The sequence below is a fragment of the Thermanaerosceptrum fracticalcis genome (assembly GCF_000746025.2).
Lineage (GTDB): Bacteria > Bacillota > Peptococcia > DRI-13 > DRI-13 > Thermanaerosceptrum > Thermanaerosceptrum fracticalcis.
Genome location: NZ_CP045798.1, coordinates 2965281 through 2984401 on the forward strand (window position 1 = coordinate 2965281; position 19121 = coordinate 2984401).

Genomic DNA, 19121 nt, shown 5'->3' on the forward strand with positions numbered 1-19121 from the left:
TTTACGGTTAACGGTTAACGATTATGCTCGTGGCAGAGTCTCATTTTTTCTCTCCTAGGCAGGAATTAATATCATTATATAGAAATAAAATACATTATTTATTTTTTCGGGAGTGGAAGAGAGTGCAGGAAGAACAATATGTAATTTTTAGGTTTAACGCTGAACATTACGGGGTGGATATCCTTTCCGTGCAGGAGATTATCCGTCCTCCCAAAATAACCAAACTTCCCAATACGCCTCCCCATGTGCTAGGTGTTATCAATTTACGGGGAAACATTATACCTATTGTTGACTTAAAAATAAGGTTTAATTTCGAAGATTTCCAAAATAATAAAGACGAAAGAATAATTGTTTTACGTATAGATGACAAACTAATGGGAATTCAGGTTGATGAGGTTCAGGAAGTACTGCGTCTTAAAACCGACCAAATAGAACAGGCAGCTGATATTTGTACCACCATCGACAGGGAATTTATTGCGGGTATCGCTAAGCTGGACGACAGATTGATTATTTTGTTATCTCTGAAAGGTTCCCTCTAAATAACTCGAAGGAAGGTAAATATGCGGGCGATTGATATAAAACAACTAAAAGAAGGCATGAGAATTGCAAAGACTATCTACGATGACGCCGGCCGTATTTTATTAAATGCAGGTACAGTTTTAACCTCCCTTTACATAAAAAAATTGGACCAGTTTGGTATACCCTTTATTTATATAGAAGATGAAATTGTCGGACCGTTACAAGTAGAAGATGTGATTCATGATACAGTCCGGATACAAACAGTAAAAGCGCTGCGAGAAGTTGTGGATAAAGCCAAAATACAGTCTGATATTGACTTTACTGTTGTCAGCAATATGGTAAATAAGATCCTTGATGACCTTAAGTCAACGCCAAATTTACTGGTACAGCTCATGGATTCCAGAAGCGCCAATATGTATCTTTACAATCACAGTGTGGGTGTGTGTGTCTTAAGTGTAATAACGGGAATGGCTCTGGGCTTAGACGAACTAAAACTAAAAACTCTGGGCATGGGGGCAATCCTCCATGATATCGGGAAGACTTTGAGCCCTGGTCCTGAGCATACGATACACGGGTTCGAGATTTTACGGAATAACAAAATACTGAATATTATGGTAGGACATGTGGCCTACCAGCACCATGAAAAATATGACGGTACAGGGTATCCCCGCCAGTTAAAGGGAGAAGATATTCACCTGTTTGCTGCCATTACCGGCGTGTCCAATTTTTATGATAACCTGGTAACGAACCTGAACCCGGAAAAACGTTTGTATCCTTATCAGGCCATTGAATTGGTGGTGGCCGAGAGCGGTCGGAGTTTCCATCCGGAAATAGTGAAGGCCTTCAGCCGCAATATTGCCCCTTATCCTGTAGGAACTGCGGTGCGGCTGAATAACGGGGCCGTGGGCGTTGTTGTTTCCGTTCCCAGAAACTATCCCACAAGGCCTGTAGTGAAAATAGTTACTAACCATGTGGGTATGCTTTTAACGACTTTCCCCGAAGTTGACCTGCTGCAAGAAAGAACCTTATTTATTAATGAAATACTTTCTGAAAAAGAACGTCAGGAAATTCTCTAACCAACCCCGGCAAGTGTGCCGGGGTAATTATTTCTTACAGATACACTTTCCTCTACCTGAAAAAAATGTATTGAATAATTATACATGTATATGTATAATTATGAAAGACGTTAAATAATGTTGACTGTAAGAAGCCTTTTTTGTTTTTCACAGGGAAAAGTGTCAAATGAAGATCGAATATAGTTTACTGTTTGAAAAAAAGATTAGAAGATATGAGGTGAGACGTAATGATTAAAGTTAGTATCTTAGGGGCTACCGGTTATACCGGTCAGGAACTGGCGCGCATGTTGTGCCAGCATCCTCAGGTAGAAATAGTGGGTCTGGGTACACAAAACTATGTGGAACAGTCTTTTGCCCATGTTTATCCGAATTTTCGTGGTGTTCTGGAACTCCCTTGTAAAGGTATCTATGACCCTGAACTGATTACCAAGGCAGATGTAATTTTTTTGGCACTGCCTCACGGATTTAGTGCTCCTTTGGTGGAGAAGATTATAGAGCAGGGGAAAAGGGTTATTGATTTAGGGGCCGATTTTCGCCTCAAATCACCGGAGATTTATGCAGAATGGTATAAAACCGTAGGTCCTACGAAAGAGCAGCTGGCGAAGGCTGTTTACGGGCTGCCTGAAATAAACCGGGAAAAGATCAAAACAGCCACTGTTATAGCCAATCCAGGCTGTTATCCTACCACCATTATTCTGGGCCTGGCCCCTCTTTTGAAGCAAAAGATCATAGATAAAAATTTTATTATTATCGACAGTAAGTCAGGGGTAAGTGGGGCGGGACGCAGTCTTAACTTAACCAGTCTTTTCTGTGAAGTCAACGAAGATTTTAAAGCTTATGGACTGCCGCGGCACCGCCATACACCGGAAATTGAGCAGGAATTAGGGACTGTGGCGGGAGAGGAAATCCAGGTTACTTTTACTCCTCACCTCCTGCCCATGTCCAGGGGCATGCTGAGTACGATATATGCTGTGCTGAAAGAACCTCTTGGGTTTGCTGAGATTGAGCAACTCTATAAGGAATTTTATAAAGACGAACCTTTTATTAGGATTCAACCCCGAGGAGAGTTCCCCCATACGAAATGGGTTCTGGGGACCAATTACTGCGATATAGGTATTAATGTAGACGAAAGAACGGGACGCATTACGATAATCTCTGTTATTGACAACCTGGTGAAAGGGGCTTCGGGGCAAGCTCTACAAAATATGAACATCATGTACGGCTTGGATGAAACTTTAGGTTTAACAAGGGTTGCCCTATACCCGTAGAAAGGAGATCAAACATGAATTTTGTGTATATTCCAGGCGGAGGCATTACCTCGCCCCAGGGCTTTGTAGCCGGTGTTGCTCAGGCCGGTATAAAAAAGACCGACCGTTATGACATGGCCCTGGTTTACTCTAAGACTCCTGCAACAGCGGCCGGAGTTTATACTACCAATAAATTTTTGGCAGCACCTGTGCAGATTTCGCAAAAACATTTGGCCAATGGTATAGCCCGCGGCTTTGTGGTAAACAGCGGTTGTGCCAATGCCTGTACTGGCCGGGAAGGTTTGGAAAACGCCTATCTCATGGCTGCTAAAGCAGCAGAAATCATCGGCTGTATGCCGGAAGAAGTCGTTGTTGCTTCTACGGGTGTTATCGGTGTACAGCTGCCTATGCCTAAAATCATCAAAGGGATAGAGGAAGCGGGGGCAGCGCCCTCACGGGAGAAAGGACAACTGGCCGCTCAGGCCATTATGACTACGGACACCTGTTCAAAGGAGATAGCCATCGAACTGGAGCTAGGGGGCGAGAAGGTTATCCTGGGGGGAATGGCCAAAGGTTCGGGGATGATTCATCCCAATATGGCCACCATGTTAGGCTTTATCACCACTGATGCCGCTATTTCTCCTCATTGCCTCCAGGCAGCCTTAAAAGAGGCTACGGATCTGTCCTTTAACATGATTACAGTTGACGGTGATACCAGCACCAATGATATGGTGGCTGTATTTGCCAACGGATTAGCGGGCAACGGTGAGATTAAAGATAAGGAAAGCTCTGACTATAAGACGTTTGCCAGGGCCTTAACCGAGGTGTGTATTGCCCTGGCGAAAATGATCGCCCAGGATGGGGAAGGGGCTACCAAGTTAATTGAGGTTAAAGTGGAGAATGCTCCCAACAATAGAGCTGCCAGGGTCATCGCCAAAACCATAGCCGGGTCGAGCCTGGTGAAAACGGCCATCTTTGGTGAAGATGCCAACTGGGGCCGGATTATCTGTGCCGTAGGCTATTCCGGCGTTGATTTTAACCCGGATTCGGTTGATGTGTATCTGGGTAATTTACCCGTAGCCCGGGATGGGGCCGGCTTAACCTTCGACGAAGAGGACGCCAGGAAAATATTGCAGGAAGATAAGATTGTCATCAAAGTTGATATGAAGCAGGGGGAAGGGCAAGCCACAGCCTGGGGCTGTGACCTGTCGTACGATTATGTCAAGATTAATGCGGCGTATAGGACGTAATTTTCGATTTCCGCTTTCCGACATCCGAATTCCGCTACCACTAGTAACTAATAACTAGTAACTGACAAGTGAGGAGGACTGAGCGTATGCTGTCTGCACTGGAAAAGGCCAATGTTTTAACAGAAGCCTTGCCCTATATACAGAAATTTGCCGGTAAAACCATCGTCATCAAATACGGCGGTCATGCCATGGTGAATCCTGAGCTGGAGGAACTGGTTTTAAAAGATATTATCCTGATGAAACTGGTGGGGATGAATCCCGTCATCGTCCATGGAGGAGGCCCCATTATCGATAAATGGCTGGAAAAGGTGGATATTAAGGCCCGATTTGTCAACGGCCTGCGCATCACCGACGAAGCTACCATGGAAGTAGTGGAAATGGTCCTGGTGGGAAAGGTGAATAAAGGGATTGTTAACCTCATCAATCGGTTCGGGGGAAAAGCCGTAGGATTGTGCGGCAAGGACGGCAACCTGGTAATCGCGGAGAAAAAGCAGGTTACCGTGAAAAACCAGGCAGGAGAAGAGACGTTCCAGGATCTTGGCCTGGTAGGGGAAGTAGTGAAAGTAAATCCTGAGATCATCCAAAAGCTCACGGAAGAAGGCTATATCCCGGTGGTTTCACCCGTGGGTGTGAGCAGCGGAGGGGAAACCCTCAACATTAACGCCGATTATGTGGCGGGGGCCCTGGGCGGGGCTTTAAAGGCCCACAAACTTGTCCTCTTAACAGACGTAGAGGGGATTTACCTGGGGGAGGGGCGTGAGTCCCTGGCTTCCCGTTTGACAGCCTCTGAAATTCCCCGCTTGATTCAAGAGGGGGTCATTAAAGGCGGGATGATTCCCAAGGTGGAAAGCTGCCTGGCTGCCTTGGAAAAAGGGGTAGAAAACGTGCACATCGTAGACGGCAGGAAGCCCCATTCCATGCTCCTGGAGATATTCACCAACGAAGGAATCGGTACCATGGTGGTTAAAGGTTAAATCCTTATTTACAAGGGAGGGAGAAGCAATGAACAACGAAACAATTATGAAAATGGGCCAAGAATATGTCATGAACACTTATCTCCGCCAGCCCTTTGCCCTGGTGAGAGGGCAGGGAAGCTATGTGTGGGATGCAGACGGTAATAAATACCTGGATATGGTGAGCGGCATCGCTGTCAATAACGTGGGACACTGCCACCCCAAGGTTGTGGAAGCTATCCAGAAACAGGCTCAAGAATTACTGCACTGCTCCAACCTTTACTGGATAGAACCCCAGGTGCAGTTGGCTAAAATGATTACCGACCACTCCTGTGGTACCAAGGTTTTCTTCTGCAACAGCGGGGCTGAGGCCAACGAAGGGGCCATTAAATTGGCCAGGAAATGGGCCTCCAAAAAATACGGTTCGGGCCGCTATGAAATCATCACCGCCCTCCATTCCTTCCACGGGCGTACCCTGACAGCTTTAACAGCTACCGGTCAGGAGAAATATCAAAAAGGTTTTGAGCCTTTAACCCCCGGTTTTAAATATGTTCCTTATAATGATCTTGAAGCCATGACCATGGCTATTACTCCCCAGACCTGTGCCATTCTCCTGGAACCTTTACAGGGAGAAGGCGGTGTGTATGCCGCTACGCCTGAATATATGACAGGGGTCAAAAAGCTGTGCGAAGAACACGGGCTTTTGCTCATGTTTGACGAGGTGCAGACGGGACTGGGCCGCACAGGGAAACTCTTTGGTTATGAGCATTACGGGATAGAACCCGATGTCTTCACCCTGGCCAAGGGATTGGGCGGAGGTGTTCCTATCGGGGCAGTTGTCGCCAAGGGTGAAGCTGCGGAAACCTTCAGCCCGGGCGAACATGCCTCGACTTTTGGCGGCAATCCCTTGGCTACCGCCGCAGCTATTGCCGCTCTTTCCGCTATTATTGACGAAAAAATGCCCCAGCAGGCTTTTGAGAAAGGGCAGTATATCACAGAGAAATTCTTAGCCCTGAAAGAAGTACACAGTTGTATTCAAGATGTCCGTGGGCTGGGTCTCTTAGTGGGAATGGAGCTTTCTTTTGAGGCTAAACCGGTCCAGGATTACTGCTTAAAGAAAGGGATTATTATCAACACTGTTCAGAACAAAGTGGTGAGACTCGTTCCTCCTCTCAATATTCCCTATGAAGATATTGATAAGTGTATTGCTGTCATTGCTGAGAGCCTCAAGGTTATAGAGGAGGGAAGGGCATGGAAGGGGCAGTGATCCTGGAGAACGGCCAGACCTTTTACGGGAAACTTTTTGGCAGCCTTACGCCTTCACCGGTAGCGGAGGTAGTTTTTAACACGGGGATGGTCGGGTACCAGGAAGTGATGACTGACCCCTCCTATAAAGGGCAAATGGTGGTCATGACTTATCCTCTCATGGGTAATTACGGTTTAAACAGCGAAGACATGGAATCCATAATGCCGCAAGTCAGCGGGTTTATTGTCAAGGAAGCCTGTAAGATTCCCTCCAACTGGCGTCTCCAGGAAAACCTGGAAAGGTTCCTGGCCCGGCACAATATAACGGGTATCACGGGGATTGATACTAGAAAACTGACCAGAGTGCTCAGGGAGAGGGGTACCATGAAGGGGATGATTGTGCCTTTAGTGGCGGGAGAGGTTGCCCCTGTATACCGGGAAATCCTGGAGGCAAGCCCCTTACTGGATAACCCGGTGGCCCGGGTGACTACGAAGCAATCCTATACTATTCCCGGTTCTGGGAAAAGAGTGGTAGTCATGGACTTTGGCATTAAGAAGAGTATTTTAGACCAATTAAAAGCCTTTGATTTGGAACTTATTGTAGTTCCCAGTTTTACAGGGGCGAAAGATATCTTGGCACTAAACCCGGATGGTCTTTTTCTCTCCAACGGACCGGGGGATCCTAAAGTGGTTAAAGGCGGCATTAACACAGTAAAAGTTCTGCTGGATAAGCTGCCTGTCTTTGGTATCTGTTTGGGGCAGCAAGTTTTGGCCTTGGCCCTGGGTGGGGAAACCTATAAGCTTAAGTTTGGTCACCGGGGAATCAATCATCCCGTGAAAGATTTGCGGGATAACAGAGTCTATATCACTTCTCAGAATCATGGCTATGCCGTGCGTAAGGACACTTTACCGGATGATACTTATGTAACCCATGTTAATCTCAACGACGGCACGGTAGAAGGTTTTGCCCATAAATGTTTGCCCGTTATGGCGGTGCAGTTTCACCCGGAAGCATCCCCGGGTCCTGAAGACTCCCGTTACCTGTTCCAGAAGTTTTTCGACTCCTTAAACAAAGGACCTTTAGCGTAAAGAGGTGATACAAGATGCCGCGAAAAAACAATCTCCAAAAGGTGCTGGTAATCGGTTCAGGTCCCATCATCATCGGCCAGGCCGCCGAATTTGACTATGCGGGAACCCAGGCCTGTAAGGCCTTAAAAGAAGAAGGCATAGAGGTAGTGCTGGTGAACTCCAACCCTGCTACCATCATGACTGATGTGAATATGGCGGACCGCATTTATGTGGAACCTCTTACGGTAAGTGCTGTTTCCCAGATTATCGAAAAAGAGCGGCCCGACGGTATTATCCCCGGTTTGGGGGGCCAAACGGGCCTTAATTTAGCTGTGGAGCTGGCGGAATCAGGGATTTTAGAAAAATTTCATGTAGAAGTGCTGGGGACACCCATCTCCGCCATTAAAAAAGCGGAAGACCGGGAAGAGTTCAAGAAGACCATGCTGGCTATCGGCGAACCCATTCCGGAAAGCGTGATTATTACCAGGGTGGAAGAAGCCTATGGTTTTGTAGAACAGGTAGGGTTTCCTGTCATCATCCGCCCTGCCTATACCCTGGGGGGTACAGGAGGAGGTATTGCCCACAATCGGGAGGAACTGGAGCATTATGTAAGCTTAGGCATCAAGGCCAGCCGTATAGGTCAGGTTCTCCTGGAACAGAGTGTGGCCGGCTGGAAGGAAATCGAATTTGAGGTCATGCGAGATAGCAACGACAACTGCATTACCGTCTGCAGCATGGAAAACATGGACCCTATCGGTATTCACACGGGAGACAGTATCGTCTTTGCCCCTACCCAGACTTTAGCCAATGTAGAATACCAGATGTTGCGAACCGCAGCTTTAAAAATCATCCGGGCTCTGGAAGTGGAGGGGGGCTGTAATATCCAGTATGCTCTGGACCCTTACAGCCATCGCTATGTGGTCATAGAGGTTAATCCCCGGGTCAGCCGTTCCAGTGCTTTGGCTTCCAAGGCAACGGGTTACCCTATCGCCAAGGTAGCGGCTAAGATTGCCCTGGGTTATACCCTGGATGAGATCCCCAATTCGGTAACAGGGGCTACCAAGGCCTGCTTTGAGCCGGCCATAGATTATGTGGTAGCAAAAATTCCGCGCTGGCCTTTTGATAAATTCGGTACCGCCGACCGGTCTCTGGGAACTCAGATGAAAGCTACCGGTGAGGTAATGGCCATTGACCGGACCCTGGAGGGGGCTTTGCTCAAGGCGGTACGTTCCCTGGAAATCGGTATCCAGGGCTTCAGCATCAAGACAGCGGGTGCCTGGACCGAGGTGGAGCTGGAGAATAAGCTGGCTTTCCCTGATGATGAAAGGTTGTTTGCTATTGCGGAAGCCTTTCGCCGTCACTGGACAGTAACGGAAATCCATCACCTGACGAAAATCGATCCCTTTTTTCTGGAGAAGGTTAAGAATATTATCGATTGTGAGAAAGAACTGGAAGCCAGGGGCTTGAATCCCAAGCTTATGAAGGAAGCCAAACAAAAGGGCATGAGTGATGCCTATATCGCCCGCCTGGTGAAAATGAATGAGGATGAGGTTAGAGCTTACAGGATCAAAGAAGGGATCGTTCCTGTTTACAAGATGGTGGACACCTGTGCCGCCGAGTTTGAAGCTGTCACCCCGTATTATTATTCCACCTATGAAGAGGAAAACGAGGTACAGTTAACTGACAGGCAGAAGGTTGTTGTACTGGGGTCCGGACCTATCCGGATTGGGCAGGGCATTGAATTTGATTACTGCTCTGTCCATTCCCTGTGGGCTTTGAAGGAAATGGGCATAGAAGCCATCATGATCAACAATAACCCCGAAACGGTAAGCACGGACTTTGATACAGGAGATAAACTGTATTTTGAACCACTTACCCTGGAAGATGTGCTCAATGTTATCGAGCTGGAGAAACCCCTGGGTGTGGTTGTGCAGTTTGGCGGGCAGACGGCTATCAACCTGGCTGAACCTCTGGTTCGCCACGGTGTGAAAATCCTGGGAACTTCCCTGGAGGGTATAGATCTGGCGGAAGACCGGAAGCGCTGTGAGGCTTTACTTAAAGAGCTGGATATACCCCAGACCAAGGGACTGACGGCTACCAGCCCTCAGGAGGCCGTAAAGATTGCCGAGGAACTGGGATTTCCCTTAGTGGTGAGGCCATCCTATGTATTGGGCGGGAGGGCTATGGAAATTGTCCACACTTTAGAAGAACTTCTTGGCTATACAGGCTGGGCCATCAGTGTGGCTAATGGACATCCCATCCTCATTGATAAGTATCTTCCAGGCATGGAGGTAGAGGTAGATGCCTTATGTGACGGAGAAAACGTACTCATTGCCGGGGTAATGGAGCATATCGAGCGGGCCGGCGTTCATTCCGGTGACAGCATGGCCGTATACCCGGCGCCAACCCTGCCCCCGGAGATTAAGAAGAAAATAGTTTCTTATACGGAAAGTATCGGGAAGGCCTTTGGTATTGTGGGTCTGTTTAACATTCAGTTTGTCTACCATGACCAGCTAATTTTTGTCCTGGAGATAAATCCCAGGGCGTCCCGTACAGTCCCCATTTTAAGTAAGGTGACGGGGCTCCCGCTGGTCAAAGTAGGAACCTTGCTGATGTTAGGAGAAACGTTAAAGAGCCTGGGGTTGCCTTGCGGTTTATGGCCCGAACCCGATTTTTATACGGTCAAGGCTCCCGTTTTCTCCTTTGAAAAACTTTCCAAGGTAGATACTTATTTAGGGCCGGAGATGAAATCCACCGGCGAGGTCATGGGCTGTGATTACAGCTTGGGGAAAGCCCTTTATAAGGCCATGTTGGCTGTGTACGGCAAGATTCCCCTCAATGGCAATCTTCTGGCTTCTTTAGCCGAAAAAGATAAGGCTGTGGCCTTGCCCCTTCTCAAAGATTATGTGAGCTTAGGTTACAGGATTTATGCTTCTGGTGAGACGGCCCGGTTCTTGAAGAAAGAAGGAGTGGAGGTTACGGTGGTAGATCCTTCTCCGGACAAATTGGGTAATCTCATTCGCCAGGGACAAATTCAACTGGTGATCAATACGCCTACCAAGGGCCATGTTCCTGACCGGCTGGGCTTTCAAATCAGGCGCAGGGCTGCGGAATACCGGATTCCTTGTTTTACCTCCCTGGATACAGCCAAAGCTTTCCGTGACGTGTTAATCTTTATCAAGAACCAGCAGTACATGGAGGCCAGAACCATCCAGGATTTGCGCAAATATGCTGAGACTTACCAAAAGATTGCTTATGTGGGCTAAGGAAATAAAACTCCCCCTGGTTGCATACTATAGAGTAGAACCTAACCAGGGGAGGTCTTTTTTTGTTTACAAAAAGCAGCAAACTCCTCCGTGAAATAAAAAAACTGTTTCCCGATATTTTGGCCATTAGTCATGATATTCATCAAAGGCCGGAATTGGGTAATCAAGAATATTATGCCCGGGAGAGAATTACTGGCTACTTAGCCAGGATGGGCTGGAGGATCGAGAAGAATATAGCTTCTTTACCTACGGCTTTTGTGGCCTATCGGGGAAACAGGTCCGGGCCCTGTCTCGGGTATGTAGCTGAATATGATGCTTTACCGGAAATAGGGCACGGATGTGGACATAATTTGATTTGTGCCGCTAGTGTAGGAGCGGCAGTAGCCCTGAGCCGGGTGGTTGCGGACCTGCCCGGTGAAATTAGGATCCTGGGGACACCTGCGGAAGAAACTACCGGTGGAAAAGTGGCCATGCTGCAGAAGGGGTTTTTTAACGACCTGTCGGCAGTCATGATGTTTCATCCGGGTGTATCTAATGTAGTCAATTTCGGTTCCCTGGCTTTAGAAGCCCTGGAAATAGTTTTTCATGGTAAAATGGGGCATGCTGCTGTTGACTATGCTGCCCGTGGTGATACTCTGGAAGCTCTCCTGCAATTTTTCTTCTGGGTAAAGGGGTGGAAAAAAACCTTACCTGAATTATGCCAGGTCCAGGGGATCATCAAAGATGGGGGAAGTGTCCCCAATATCCGGCCGGCGAAGACAGTAGCCCGGTTTTACCTGAGAGCTCCCGATGAGGAAACTTTAGACGGTCTGGTTTTGCGTTTTCGTGAAGAGGCCTGCAAAATTGCCCAGTTTACCGGGACCAAAGTGGAAATCAATACTTTTGAGAATCGTTACCAACCCTTTAAAAGTAATGAAACCCTGGCCAAGGTTTTTGTACAAACTTTACGCCGGCTTAATGTTAACTGCAGTTCTAAACACTGCCAGGGTACAGGTTCCATGGATATGGGAAATGTCAGTCACCTCCTGCCGGCCATTCATCCTTATTTAACTTTGGAGGGTGGGCCGGGCATGCTGCACACTGCCGAATTTGCCAGGGCCGCCGGCGGTAAATGGGGCGATGATTTGCTCCTTCTTGCTGTGCAAGCCCTGGCCCTAACCGGCCTGGAAGTGATGACCAACGAAGGTCTAAGAAAGAGAATTAGAGAAGAGCATCAACAAAAAGAAAGTCCTAAAGGCTTAACGATCTCCCTGTAGTAAAAGCTGGATATGACCCCCTTATCTCGGATAAGCTAATTGAAGACCGGACAAGGGGGTTTTTTCATGAAACGATTGCTGGTCTTGCCTATTCTCCTCTTTTTGCTCTTAAGTTTATATATTGACTTTACTTTTCCTGTGCAGCATAAAATGGATAAATATCCTCTTCCTTATCTTGTATTGATAGAAAACGAAACCTGGCAGCCACCTGCCGGGTTTAAACTGCAGGCCAGGATGGCCGGTACCTGGTTAGAGGACGAACAATTCTGTAAGAGTTTAGGGATTACGCCGGAACAGGCCTTTACTATTGAACCCTGGTATCTCGGTATTTGGGTGATAAAGGGTAAAATAACAGTAGTCCAGTACGACCTGAAGAAAGGTATTGTTGAGATACAGTTGACAGAAAGCACACAAGGTTATCAGGTAACGAGAGTCAATATCCGGCGGCTGTGGCTGCAGAGCGGGCAAAAGGTTCCCGTACATTTTCTCAATGAACATGGTGCAGTGATTTACGAAGAAATATATGAATTTAGGGACGATAAAGTACAGACATGATGAGGACGATATCAGACTTCAGATGTGCGAAAAACGACAATTCTAAGTCAAAACAATGCCCCGTGTGGGCATTTTTGTTTTAAACTATTGCATGAATATACCGTGCTGTGTATAATTATTCATATATTAAGAGAGGGAGTTGATACGTGATGGATTTAAAAGGTAGGGATTTTCTCACCCTGGCTGACTTCAGCCAGGATGAAATATGGTATCTTCTTCAATTAGCCAGGGATTTAAAGGAAAAGCAGAAAGCCGGTATTCCCCATGAGTATTTAAAAGGAAAGACGCTGGCGATGATCTTTCAAAAAGCTTCTACCAGGACCAGGGTTTCCTTTGAGGCGGCGATGTATCACCTGGGGGGGTTCCCCATGTTTTTAAGTAAAAATGACCTGCAGATGGGCCGGGGGGAGCCCATTGAGGACACAGCCCGTGTGCTGTCCCGCTATGTTGACGGTATCATGATAAGAACATACAGCCACAAAGAGGTAGAAGACCTGGCCCGCTATGCAAGTGTTCCTGTGATCAATGGCTTAACCGATGACTATCATCCGACCCAGGCCCTGGCTGATTTACTGACCATCTGGGAACACAAAAGTGCCCTGGCCGGTCTGAAACTGGCCTATATTGGCGACGGCAATAACATGGCCCACAGTCTTTTACTGGGAGGTGCTCTCATGGGCATGGAAGTAGTGGTGGCCTCCCCTGAAGGCTACCAGCCCAGTGCGGCAGTGGTAAAGAGGGCTAAGGCTCTGGCTGTTGATGGCGAAAAAATAAAGGTAGTCATTGATCCTAAAGAAGCTGTACAAGAGGCTGATGTGTTGTATACTGATGTATGGGCAAGCATGGGACAGGAAGAGGAAGCAGCTATACGCAAAAAAGCCCTGGCCCAGTACCAGATTAATCAGGAACTCTTGAAGCATGCCAAGAAAGATGCTATTGTCATGCACTGCTTACCGGCACATCGAGGTGAAGAAATCACAGCCGAGGTAATGGAAGGACCCCAGTCGGTAGTCTTTGACGAGGCAGAAAACAGGTTGCATGCCCATAAAGCTATCTTAGCCGCCGTTATTAAGTAATCAAAAAGCAGGAGGAAAAGAAGATGAAGAAGATTGTTCTGGCTTATTCGGGAGGTCTGGATACCTCTATCATCATTCCCTGGCTGAAGGAGAACTTTGGCTATGAAGTCATCGCCATGGCTGCAGATGTGGGACAGGGCGAAGAACTGGAACCCCTGCGGGAAAAGGCCATCAAAACAGGGGCCAGCAAAATTTATATTGAAGATGTAAAGAAAGAGTTTGTCACTGATTACATCTTCCCCACTTTAAAAGCAGGGGCTATCTATGAAGGAAAGTATCTTTTAGGCACCTCCTTTGCCCGTCCTTTGATTGCCAAGAAGCTGGTGGAAATAGCACAAAAAGAAGGTGCCGAAGCGGTAGCCCACGGTGCTACAGGTAAAGGGAATGACCAGGTTCGTTTCGAGCTAACTGTAAAGGCTTTGGCACCTGATTTAAAAATAGTGGCTCCCTGGCGCCTCTGGGACATTAAATCCAGGGAGCAGGCGGTAGATTATGCAAAAGAACGCAATATCCCTGTTCCCGTGACGAAAGACAGACCCTATAGTATGGATAGGAACCTCTGGCACCTGAGTCACGAGGGAGCTGACCTGGAGGACCCTGCCAATGAACCCAAAGATGATGTGCTGCTGTTGATTACACCTCCGGAAAAAGCCCCTGACAAGCCAACTTATGTAGAAATCCAATTTGAAGAGGGTATACCCATTGCTGTAAACGGCCAGAAATTAGGGCCTGTAGAACTGATCTCCACCCTCAACGAAATTGCAGGGGCCAACGGTGTGGGTATTGTTGATATGGTAGAAAACCGTTTGGTGGGCATGAAGTCCAGGGGTGTCTATGAAACCCCGGGGGGGACAGTACTGGTTCTGGCTCACAGGGAACTGGAATTACTCACCCTTGATAGGGCTACCCTCCATTATAAAGACCTTATTGCCCAGCGCTATGCTGAACTGGTCTATGACGGTGTCTGGTTCCATCCTTTAAGAGAAGCTCTCGATGCCTTTGTAAATGCAACCCAGAAGACGGTAACTGGTATTGTACGGATGAAGCTTTATAAAGGAAACTGTACTCCTGCCGGAACCAAGTCTCCTTATTCTTTATATAACGAAGCCTTTGCTACCTTTGGTGAGGATAAGGTTTATAATCAGAAGGATGCGGAAGGATTTATCAACCTCTTCGGTCTTCCTTTGAAAGTCCGTGCCCTCATGAAAAAGCAGGCAGGGCTGGAGTAGCAGTTAGTTCGCAGCATTTTAGTTATTAGTTACTAGTTATTAGTTATTAGTTACTAGTTATTAGTTACTAGTTATTAGTTACTAGTGGTTCATCGGAATTCGGATATCGGAAAACGGAGGTCGAAAAGGAGAATAAGCATGAAACTCTGGGGAGGACGTTTTGCTAAGAATACGGATAAGCTGGTAGAGGATTTTCATTCTTCCATAAGTTTTGACCAGCGGCTTTACCGCCATGATATAGCGGGAAGCATAGCCCATGCCCGGATGCTGGGAGAGACCGGGATTATTGAGCCTGCTGAAGCTGAAGCTATCATTACAGGGTTAAAAGAACTATTAGCTGAGATTGAAGCTGGAAAAATCAAATTTGCCGTTGATGCGGAAGATATTCATATGAATATCGAGACTTTGCTGACTACAAAAATAGGCCCTGCGGGTAAAAAACTCCATACGGCCCGAAGCCGTAATGACCAGGTAGCCCTGGACACCAGGCTGTTTCTCAAAGATGAGATACGCCGCACTCAGGAACTGCTGCTGAATCTGCTGGACGTTTTAGTAAAGTTAGCGGATAAGCATAAGACCACCATTATGCCCGGCTATACCCATCTCCAGCTGGCTCAACCCATCACCCTAGGGCATCACCTGCTGGCCTATGCAGAGATGTTTAGACGGGACTTTGAGCGTCTGGAGGATTGTTATAAGCGTACTGATGTCATGCCCCTGGGTTCGGGAGCATTGGCCGGAACCACCTTTCCTTTAAACCGGCAGATGGTGGCGGAAGAATTGGGGTTTGCTAAGGTTTCAGAGAACAGTATGGACAGTGTATCTGACCGGGATTATCTTATTGAATTCCTTGCTGCTGCCTCGCTTATTATGATGCATCTTTCCCGTTTTTGTGAAGAAATTATCCTGTGGGCCAGTCAGGAGTTTGCTTTTGTGGATATTGACGATGCTTACAGTACAGGCTCTTCCATCATGCCCCAGAAAAAGAATCCTGATGTGGCAGAGTTAATCAGGGGAAAGACGGGCAGGGTTTACGGTAATCTCATGAGCCTGCTCACCGTAATGAAGGGTTTGCCTATGACCTATAACAAGGACATGCAGGAGGATAAGGAAGCCTTGTTTGACAGCATTGACACAGTACAGAAATGTTTGCTTACCTTTACTCCTATGTTAGAATCGATTGTATTCCGTCAAGAGAAGATGTATGAAGCGGCTAAAAAAGGTTTTTCTAATGCTACGGACCTGGCTGATTATTTAGTGCGTAAAGGCTTGAGTTTCCGTGATGCCCACCACGTGGTAGGGAGTTTGGTCCGTTACTGCATCTCCCAGGGAAAAGCTCTAGAGGATTTATCCTTAGAGGAGTTTAGGAAAGGATGTCTGGTGATCCAGGAGGACAGTTGTCTTTTCATACAAGATGATGTGTATGAGGCGCTCAAATTAGAGAATGTGGTAGGACGCCGCCAAACCTATGGTGGTACAGCGCCTGAACAGGTAGCTCAGGCAGTTGAAAGAATGGAAACATATATTGAGGAAAGAAAAAAGAAGCTGGAGGAGTGATTTCCTCCAGCTTTCATGTCAAGTTCATGTCAAGGGGACGGTTCTTCTGACACGGTATTGTTCATGTCAAGGGTCATGTCAAGGGGACGGTTCTTCTGACACGGTATTGTGTCAGAAGAACCGTCCCCTTTCAGCAACTACCGCGAAATGCCAACTATCAACTTTCTTTCGGTTTACCAAAGAATTCATATATTCCCATAGCGATAAGGAAGAACCCAAAGATTTTCCGCAATAGTTGGGCATCAACTTTATTGGCTAGGGTAGAACCAATGACCGCCCCGACCAAGGCCCCTACGGTGAGACAAAGGGCTAATTGTACCTTCACATTACCCTGACGGTAGTGGGTAATCACGGCCACAACCGCTGTGGGAATAAAGGAAGCCAGACAAACCCCCTGGGCCACATGCTGATTTGTTCCCATAAAAAGAACTAAAGCGGGGACTAAAAGGGTCCCCCCTCCGATAGCTAACCCGCTCAAAATGCCCATGAATAACCCGATAATGTAGATGAGCACTTACAGCACCATCCTTATGCCCGCGGCCGCCATAAAAACACCAAACAATTTTTTTAGTTTGGGTGCGGGGATATGCTCCATGAGTTTGGCCCCTAAGTATCCACCCAGCATACCACTGGTAGCTACTTTAATAGCCAGTCCCCAGTCCATATGGCCATTGGCCTGGTAGAGAAAGGTACTGACAATGGCGGTGGGCAGTATGATGGCTAAGGATGTACCATGGGCAGTGTGTTGTTCTTCTCCCAGGATAAAGACCATGGCGGGGATAAGGATAGTGCCCCCGCCTATACCGATCAGACCATTGATCAGGCCGGTTAATATTCCGATGATTCCCAGGCGGCAGATGCTTCGTAAAGAAAATTCCATGCCAAACCTCCTTGCTACGAACTTTAGTTTTTGCCTGGAAAACGGAAAATATGTCAGTTACTAGTTATTAGTTCCTAGTTACTAGTTATTAGTGGTTTTCAGTTGGAATTGGGAAGTCGGATAGCGGAAAACGTTAACCGGACTCTGGACACTGGTTACTGGTTACTGGTCACCCAGCAATCAGTGGTGTACTAAGCCAAGAGCCAAGATGAGCAAAATGCCTAGAGCAAAACCCAGCCGGGCATAGTTGGGATGGCGTCGGTAGGACTCGGGAATAAGTTCATTCTTAATGATGAAAGCCATAGCACCTCCTGCCAAGGCCAGAAGCAGACAGATGAAGTGTTTGGAAATGGAAACCAGTAGCAAACCCAGGCAGGCCCCCAGAGGGGTAAAAATACTTACCAGTAGACAGGTGCCAATGATACCTTTCCGGGACATACCACCCATAGTTAAGGGCGCTGCTGTAGCCATTCCCTCCGGTATGTTATGCAGCCCAATAGAGAGGGCGATGAGAAATCCCAGGCTTTCCTTGGCCGTATAGCCAACGGCTATAGCGATCCCTTCAGGTAAATCGTGGAGAGCGATACCGGCGGCAATCAGGTATCCCATTTTTAGCAGGTAACCCTGTCGACCCGCCTTTTGTTCCTTAATACCAGGTAAAAAGGAAATGATAATGTCTAAGAGCAGCATAAAGAGCAAGCCCAACAAAAAACCCAGTGAAGTTACAAAAACATTGCCATAATCAAGGGCTGAGGGAATTAGATCAAAAATAACCACAGCAGCCATGATGCCACCGGCAAATCCCAGAAAACCGGCCAGGATCCGTTCTCCCGGCCGGCCAAAGGCCAAAACAAATAAAGCACCAAACACCGTAGCCAGTCCGGCTACTGTACTTTGCCATATTACTTCATAAATCATCGATACTAACCTCTTTATAAAAAGATTAGGTAAATAATCAGTATCAACATAGTAAAGAGGCAGATTTTTTATGACAGGTTTTTAAATATATTATAGCCTATGATTGTCGCGAGTCCATCTGGCGATATGTTCAGTAGGTTCTGATTGGTAGAAAAAATGGTACAAGAAATAATAAAAATTATAGTTTTCACATACAAAAAATCTTGATAAAATAAAAAGTGTTTTGTAAAAAAAGCAGTTTATTTTACTAAGACTGCCTAGAAGAGACGAGAAGAGAAAATTTGAGGGAATTTGGAGGGTAAAGAGAATGAGTGTTGTGAATCCAGAAGCAATTGGTGTGTTCGGTCTTATCATTACTGTATGGTGTTTTGGTCTAGAGCAGTTGGGGTTTGGTATCAAAGGTGGTGACCATAAAGAAATCGGTAAGTCTCTGGCTTATATTGCCATCTTCTTTGGCGGTGCGGCCCAGGTATTCACTGCTCTTTCCATGTATCTGTTTGACGTCTTAAAGAATCCCGCTATGAGCATTTACCTGGGAACCATCTTTGCTGATTACGGTATTTTCTGGCTGTTAATTGGCGTCTTCTTCCTCAAGGGTGGAGATAAAAAGCAGATTGCTCATTTCTTTATTGTTCAGTTGTTTGTTTCTGCTATATTCCTCTATAAAGCTATACTTGTTGGTAAGATCTGGCCGCTGGGCGTAGTTTTGGCCTTGATTTGCGGACTTTTTGCCGTTCTGCCCTTTGCCTGGTACGGCAAAGGTGCCATTTATACAAAAATTGCCGGTGCCCTCAATATCCTTATTGGTTTTGCGGCGCTGCCGATTTTCTTACATGCTCTGGGCCTATAAGAATCAATTTTAAACATATATCTGGGCAGTCTAAAGCCTAATTTTCCTAAGGAAAGTTAGGCTTAATTTTTTGCCTAAATAAACTGAAATAAAAGGGAATAATGTTATATATGCAGAAGAATAGAAAATATGGGTGATATATCCTGAAATACCGTTTCTAAGGAGATGGTGAGAAT

Annotated in this window: 17 protein-coding genes; 14 read left to right on the forward strand and 3 right to left on the reverse strand. The window is 46.8% G+C overall.

The window, feature by feature from the left end; all coding sequences use genetic code 11:
• Nucleotides 1–122: 122 nt before the first annotated feature.
• The 13 genes from BR63_RS15120 to argH all read left to right on the forward strand — a co-directional run bounded on the left by BR63_RS15120 (nucleotide 123) and on the right by argH (nucleotide 16297).
• Nucleotides 123–539, forward strand: coding sequence for a chemotaxis protein CheW (locus tag BR63_RS15120; protein ID WP_034423443.1), 417 nt, complete (start codon nucleotides 123–125; stop codon nucleotides 537–539).
• Nucleotides 540–560: 21 nt separating this feature from the next.
• Nucleotides 561–1595: an HD-GYP domain-containing protein gene (locus BR63_RS15125; protein WP_034423444.1), complete on the forward strand. Its 1035-nt coding sequence runs from the start codon at nucleotides 561–563 to the stop codon at nucleotides 1593–1595.
• 227 nt (nucleotides 1596–1822) lie between these two features.
• Nucleotides 1823–2863 (forward strand): N-acetyl-gamma-glutamyl-phosphate reductase, encoded by a 1041-nt coding sequence (gene argC, locus BR63_RS15130; protein WP_034423445.1) that lies wholly within the window; start codon nucleotides 1823–1825, stop codon nucleotides 2861–2863.
• Between the two features lie 14 nt (nucleotides 2864–2877).
• Nucleotides 2878–4092: a bifunctional glutamate N-acetyltransferase/amino-acid acetyltransferase ArgJ gene (argJ, locus tag BR63_RS15135; protein WP_034423446.1), complete on the forward strand. Its 1215-nt coding sequence runs from the start codon at nucleotides 2878–2880 to the stop codon at nucleotides 4090–4092.
• Nucleotides 4093–4178: 86 nt separating this feature from the next.
• Nucleotides 4179–5066, forward strand: a complete 888-nt coding sequence (argB, locus tag BR63_RS15140; protein ID WP_034423447.1) for an acetylglutamate kinase — start codon at nucleotides 4179–4181, stop codon at nucleotides 5064–5066.
• Between the two features lie 28 nt (nucleotides 5067–5094).
• Nucleotides 5095–6312, forward strand: a complete 1218-nt coding sequence (locus BR63_RS15145) for an acetylornithine transaminase (RefSeq protein ID WP_034423448.1) — start codon at nucleotides 5095–5097, stop codon at nucleotides 6310–6312.
• The gene (carA, locus tag BR63_RS15150) at nucleotides 6297–7379 is read left to right on the forward strand and encodes a glutamine-hydrolyzing carbamoyl-phosphate synthase small subunit (RefSeq protein WP_034423449.1); all 1083 of its coding nucleotides are present in this window, start codon (nucleotides 6297–6299) and stop codon (nucleotides 7377–7379) included. Before BR63_RS15145 ends, carA begins: the two co-directional genes overlap by 16 nt.
• A 14-nt stretch (nucleotides 7380–7393) precedes the next feature.
• Nucleotides 7394–10624, forward strand: a complete 3231-nt coding sequence (carB, locus tag BR63_RS15155; protein WP_051965931.1) for a carbamoyl-phosphate synthase large subunit — start codon at nucleotides 7394–7396, stop codon at nucleotides 10622–10624.
• Nucleotides 10625–10686: 62 nt separating this feature from the next.
• The gene (locus BR63_RS15160; RefSeq protein ID WP_051965934.1) at nucleotides 10687–11880 is read left to right on the forward strand and encodes an amidohydrolase; all 1194 of its coding nucleotides are present in this window, start codon (nucleotides 10687–10689) and stop codon (nucleotides 11878–11880) included.
• Between the two features lie 66 nt (nucleotides 11881–11946).
• Nucleotides 11947–12435, forward strand: coding sequence for a hypothetical protein (locus BR63_RS15165; protein WP_034423450.1), 489 nt, complete (start codon nucleotides 11947–11949; stop codon nucleotides 12433–12435).
• 149 nt (nucleotides 12436–12584) lie between these two features.
• Nucleotides 12585–13511, forward strand: a complete 927-nt coding sequence (gene argF / locus BR63_RS15170; protein ID WP_034423451.1) for an ornithine carbamoyltransferase — start codon at nucleotides 12585–12587, stop codon at nucleotides 13509–13511.
• Nucleotides 13512–13534: 23 nt separating this feature from the next.
• Nucleotides 13535–14740 carry an argininosuccinate synthase gene (locus tag BR63_RS15175; protein WP_034423452.1) on the forward strand — a complete coding sequence of 402 codons (1206 nt, stop codon included), beginning with the start codon at nucleotides 13535–13537 and terminating at the stop codon, nucleotides 14738–14740.
• Nucleotides 14741–14878: 138 nt separating this feature from the next.
• Entirely contained in the window at nucleotides 14879–16297 is a 1419-nt protein-coding gene (gene argH / locus BR63_RS15180; protein WP_034423453.1) for an argininosuccinate lyase, read from the forward strand.
• A 157-nt stretch (nucleotides 16298–16454) separates the two neighbouring features.
• On the opposite strand, the gene BR63_RS15185 is transcribed toward argH, so the two are convergent.
• The 3 genes from BR63_RS15185 to BR63_RS15195 form a co-directional block, all read right to left on the reverse strand.
• Nucleotides 16455–16811, reverse strand: coding sequence for a sulfite exporter TauE/SafE family protein (locus BR63_RS15185; protein WP_034423454.1), 357 nt, complete (start codon nucleotides 16809–16811; stop codon nucleotides 16455–16457).
• Nucleotides 16812–17177: a sulfite exporter TauE/SafE family protein gene (locus BR63_RS15190; RefSeq protein WP_034423455.1), complete on the reverse strand. Its 366-nt coding sequence runs from the start codon at nucleotides 17175–17177 to the stop codon at nucleotides 16812–16814.
• 180 nt (nucleotides 17178–17357) lie between these two features.
• On the reverse strand, nucleotides 17358–18095 hold the full coding sequence (locus tag BR63_RS15195; RefSeq protein WP_034423456.1) for a ZIP family metal transporter: 738 nt from the start codon (nucleotides 18093–18095) through the stop codon (nucleotides 17358–17360).
• A gap of 307 nt (nucleotides 18096–18402) precedes the next feature.
• Between BR63_RS15195 and BR63_RS15200 the strand changes: the two genes are divergently transcribed.
• Nucleotides 18403–18945, forward strand: coding sequence for an acetate uptake transporter family protein (locus BR63_RS15200; RefSeq protein ID WP_034423457.1), 543 nt, complete (start codon nucleotides 18403–18405; stop codon nucleotides 18943–18945).
• Nucleotides 18946–19121: the final 176 nt, after the last annotated feature.

Excerpts from the sequence above, each read along its gene's own strand:
- BR63_RS15125 (WP_034423444.1), top strand. The coding sequence starts at position 561 with ATGCGGGCGATTGATATAAAACAACTAAAAGAAGGCATGAGAATTGCA.
- argC (WP_034423445.1), top strand. The coding sequence starts at position 1,823 with ATGATTAAAGTTAGTATCTTAGGGGCTACCGGTTATACCGGTCAGGAA.
- argJ (WP_034423446.1), top strand. The coding sequence starts at position 2,878 with ATGAATTTTGTGTATATTCCAGGCGGAGGCATTACCTCGCCCCAGGGC.
- BR63_RS15145 (WP_034423448.1), top strand. The coding sequence starts at position 5,095 with ATGAACAACGAAACAATTATGAAAATGGGCCAAGAATATGTCATGAAC.
- carB (WP_051965931.1), top strand. The coding sequence starts at position 7,394 with ATGCCGCGAAAAAACAATCTCCAAAAGGTGCTGGTAATCGGTTCAGGT.
- BR63_RS15195 (WP_034423456.1), bottom strand. The coding sequence starts at position 18,095 with ATGATTTATGAAGTAATATGGCAAAGTACAGTAGCCGGACTGGCTACG.
- BR63_RS15165 (WP_034423450.1), top strand. The coding sequence starts at position 11,947 with ATGAAACGATTGCTGGTCTTGCCTATTCTCCTCTTTTTGCTCTTAAGT.
- argF (WP_034423451.1), top strand. The coding sequence starts at position 12,585 with ATGGATTTAAAAGGTAGGGATTTTCTCACCCTGGCTGACTTCAGCCAG.
- argH (WP_034423453.1), top strand. The coding sequence starts at position 14,879 with ATGAAACTCTGGGGAGGACGTTTTGCTAAGAATACGGATAAGCTGGTA.
- argB (WP_034423447.1), top strand. The coding sequence starts at position 4,179 with ATGCTGTCTGCACTGGAAAAGGCCAATGTTTTAACAGAAGCCTTGCCC.
- BR63_RS15190 (WP_034423455.1), bottom strand. The coding sequence starts at position 17,177 with ATGGAATTTTCTTTACGAAGCATCTGCCGCCTGGGAATCATCGGAATA.
- BR63_RS15200 (WP_034423457.1), top strand. The coding sequence starts at position 18,403 with ATGAGTGTTGTGAATCCAGAAGCAATTGGTGTGTTCGGTCTTATCATT.
- carA (WP_034423449.1), top strand. The coding sequence starts at position 6,297 with ATGGAAGGGGCAGTGATCCTGGAGAACGGCCAGACCTTTTACGGGAAA.
- BR63_RS15175 (WP_034423452.1), top strand. The coding sequence starts at position 13,535 with ATGAAGAAGATTGTTCTGGCTTATTCGGGAGGTCTGGATACCTCTATC.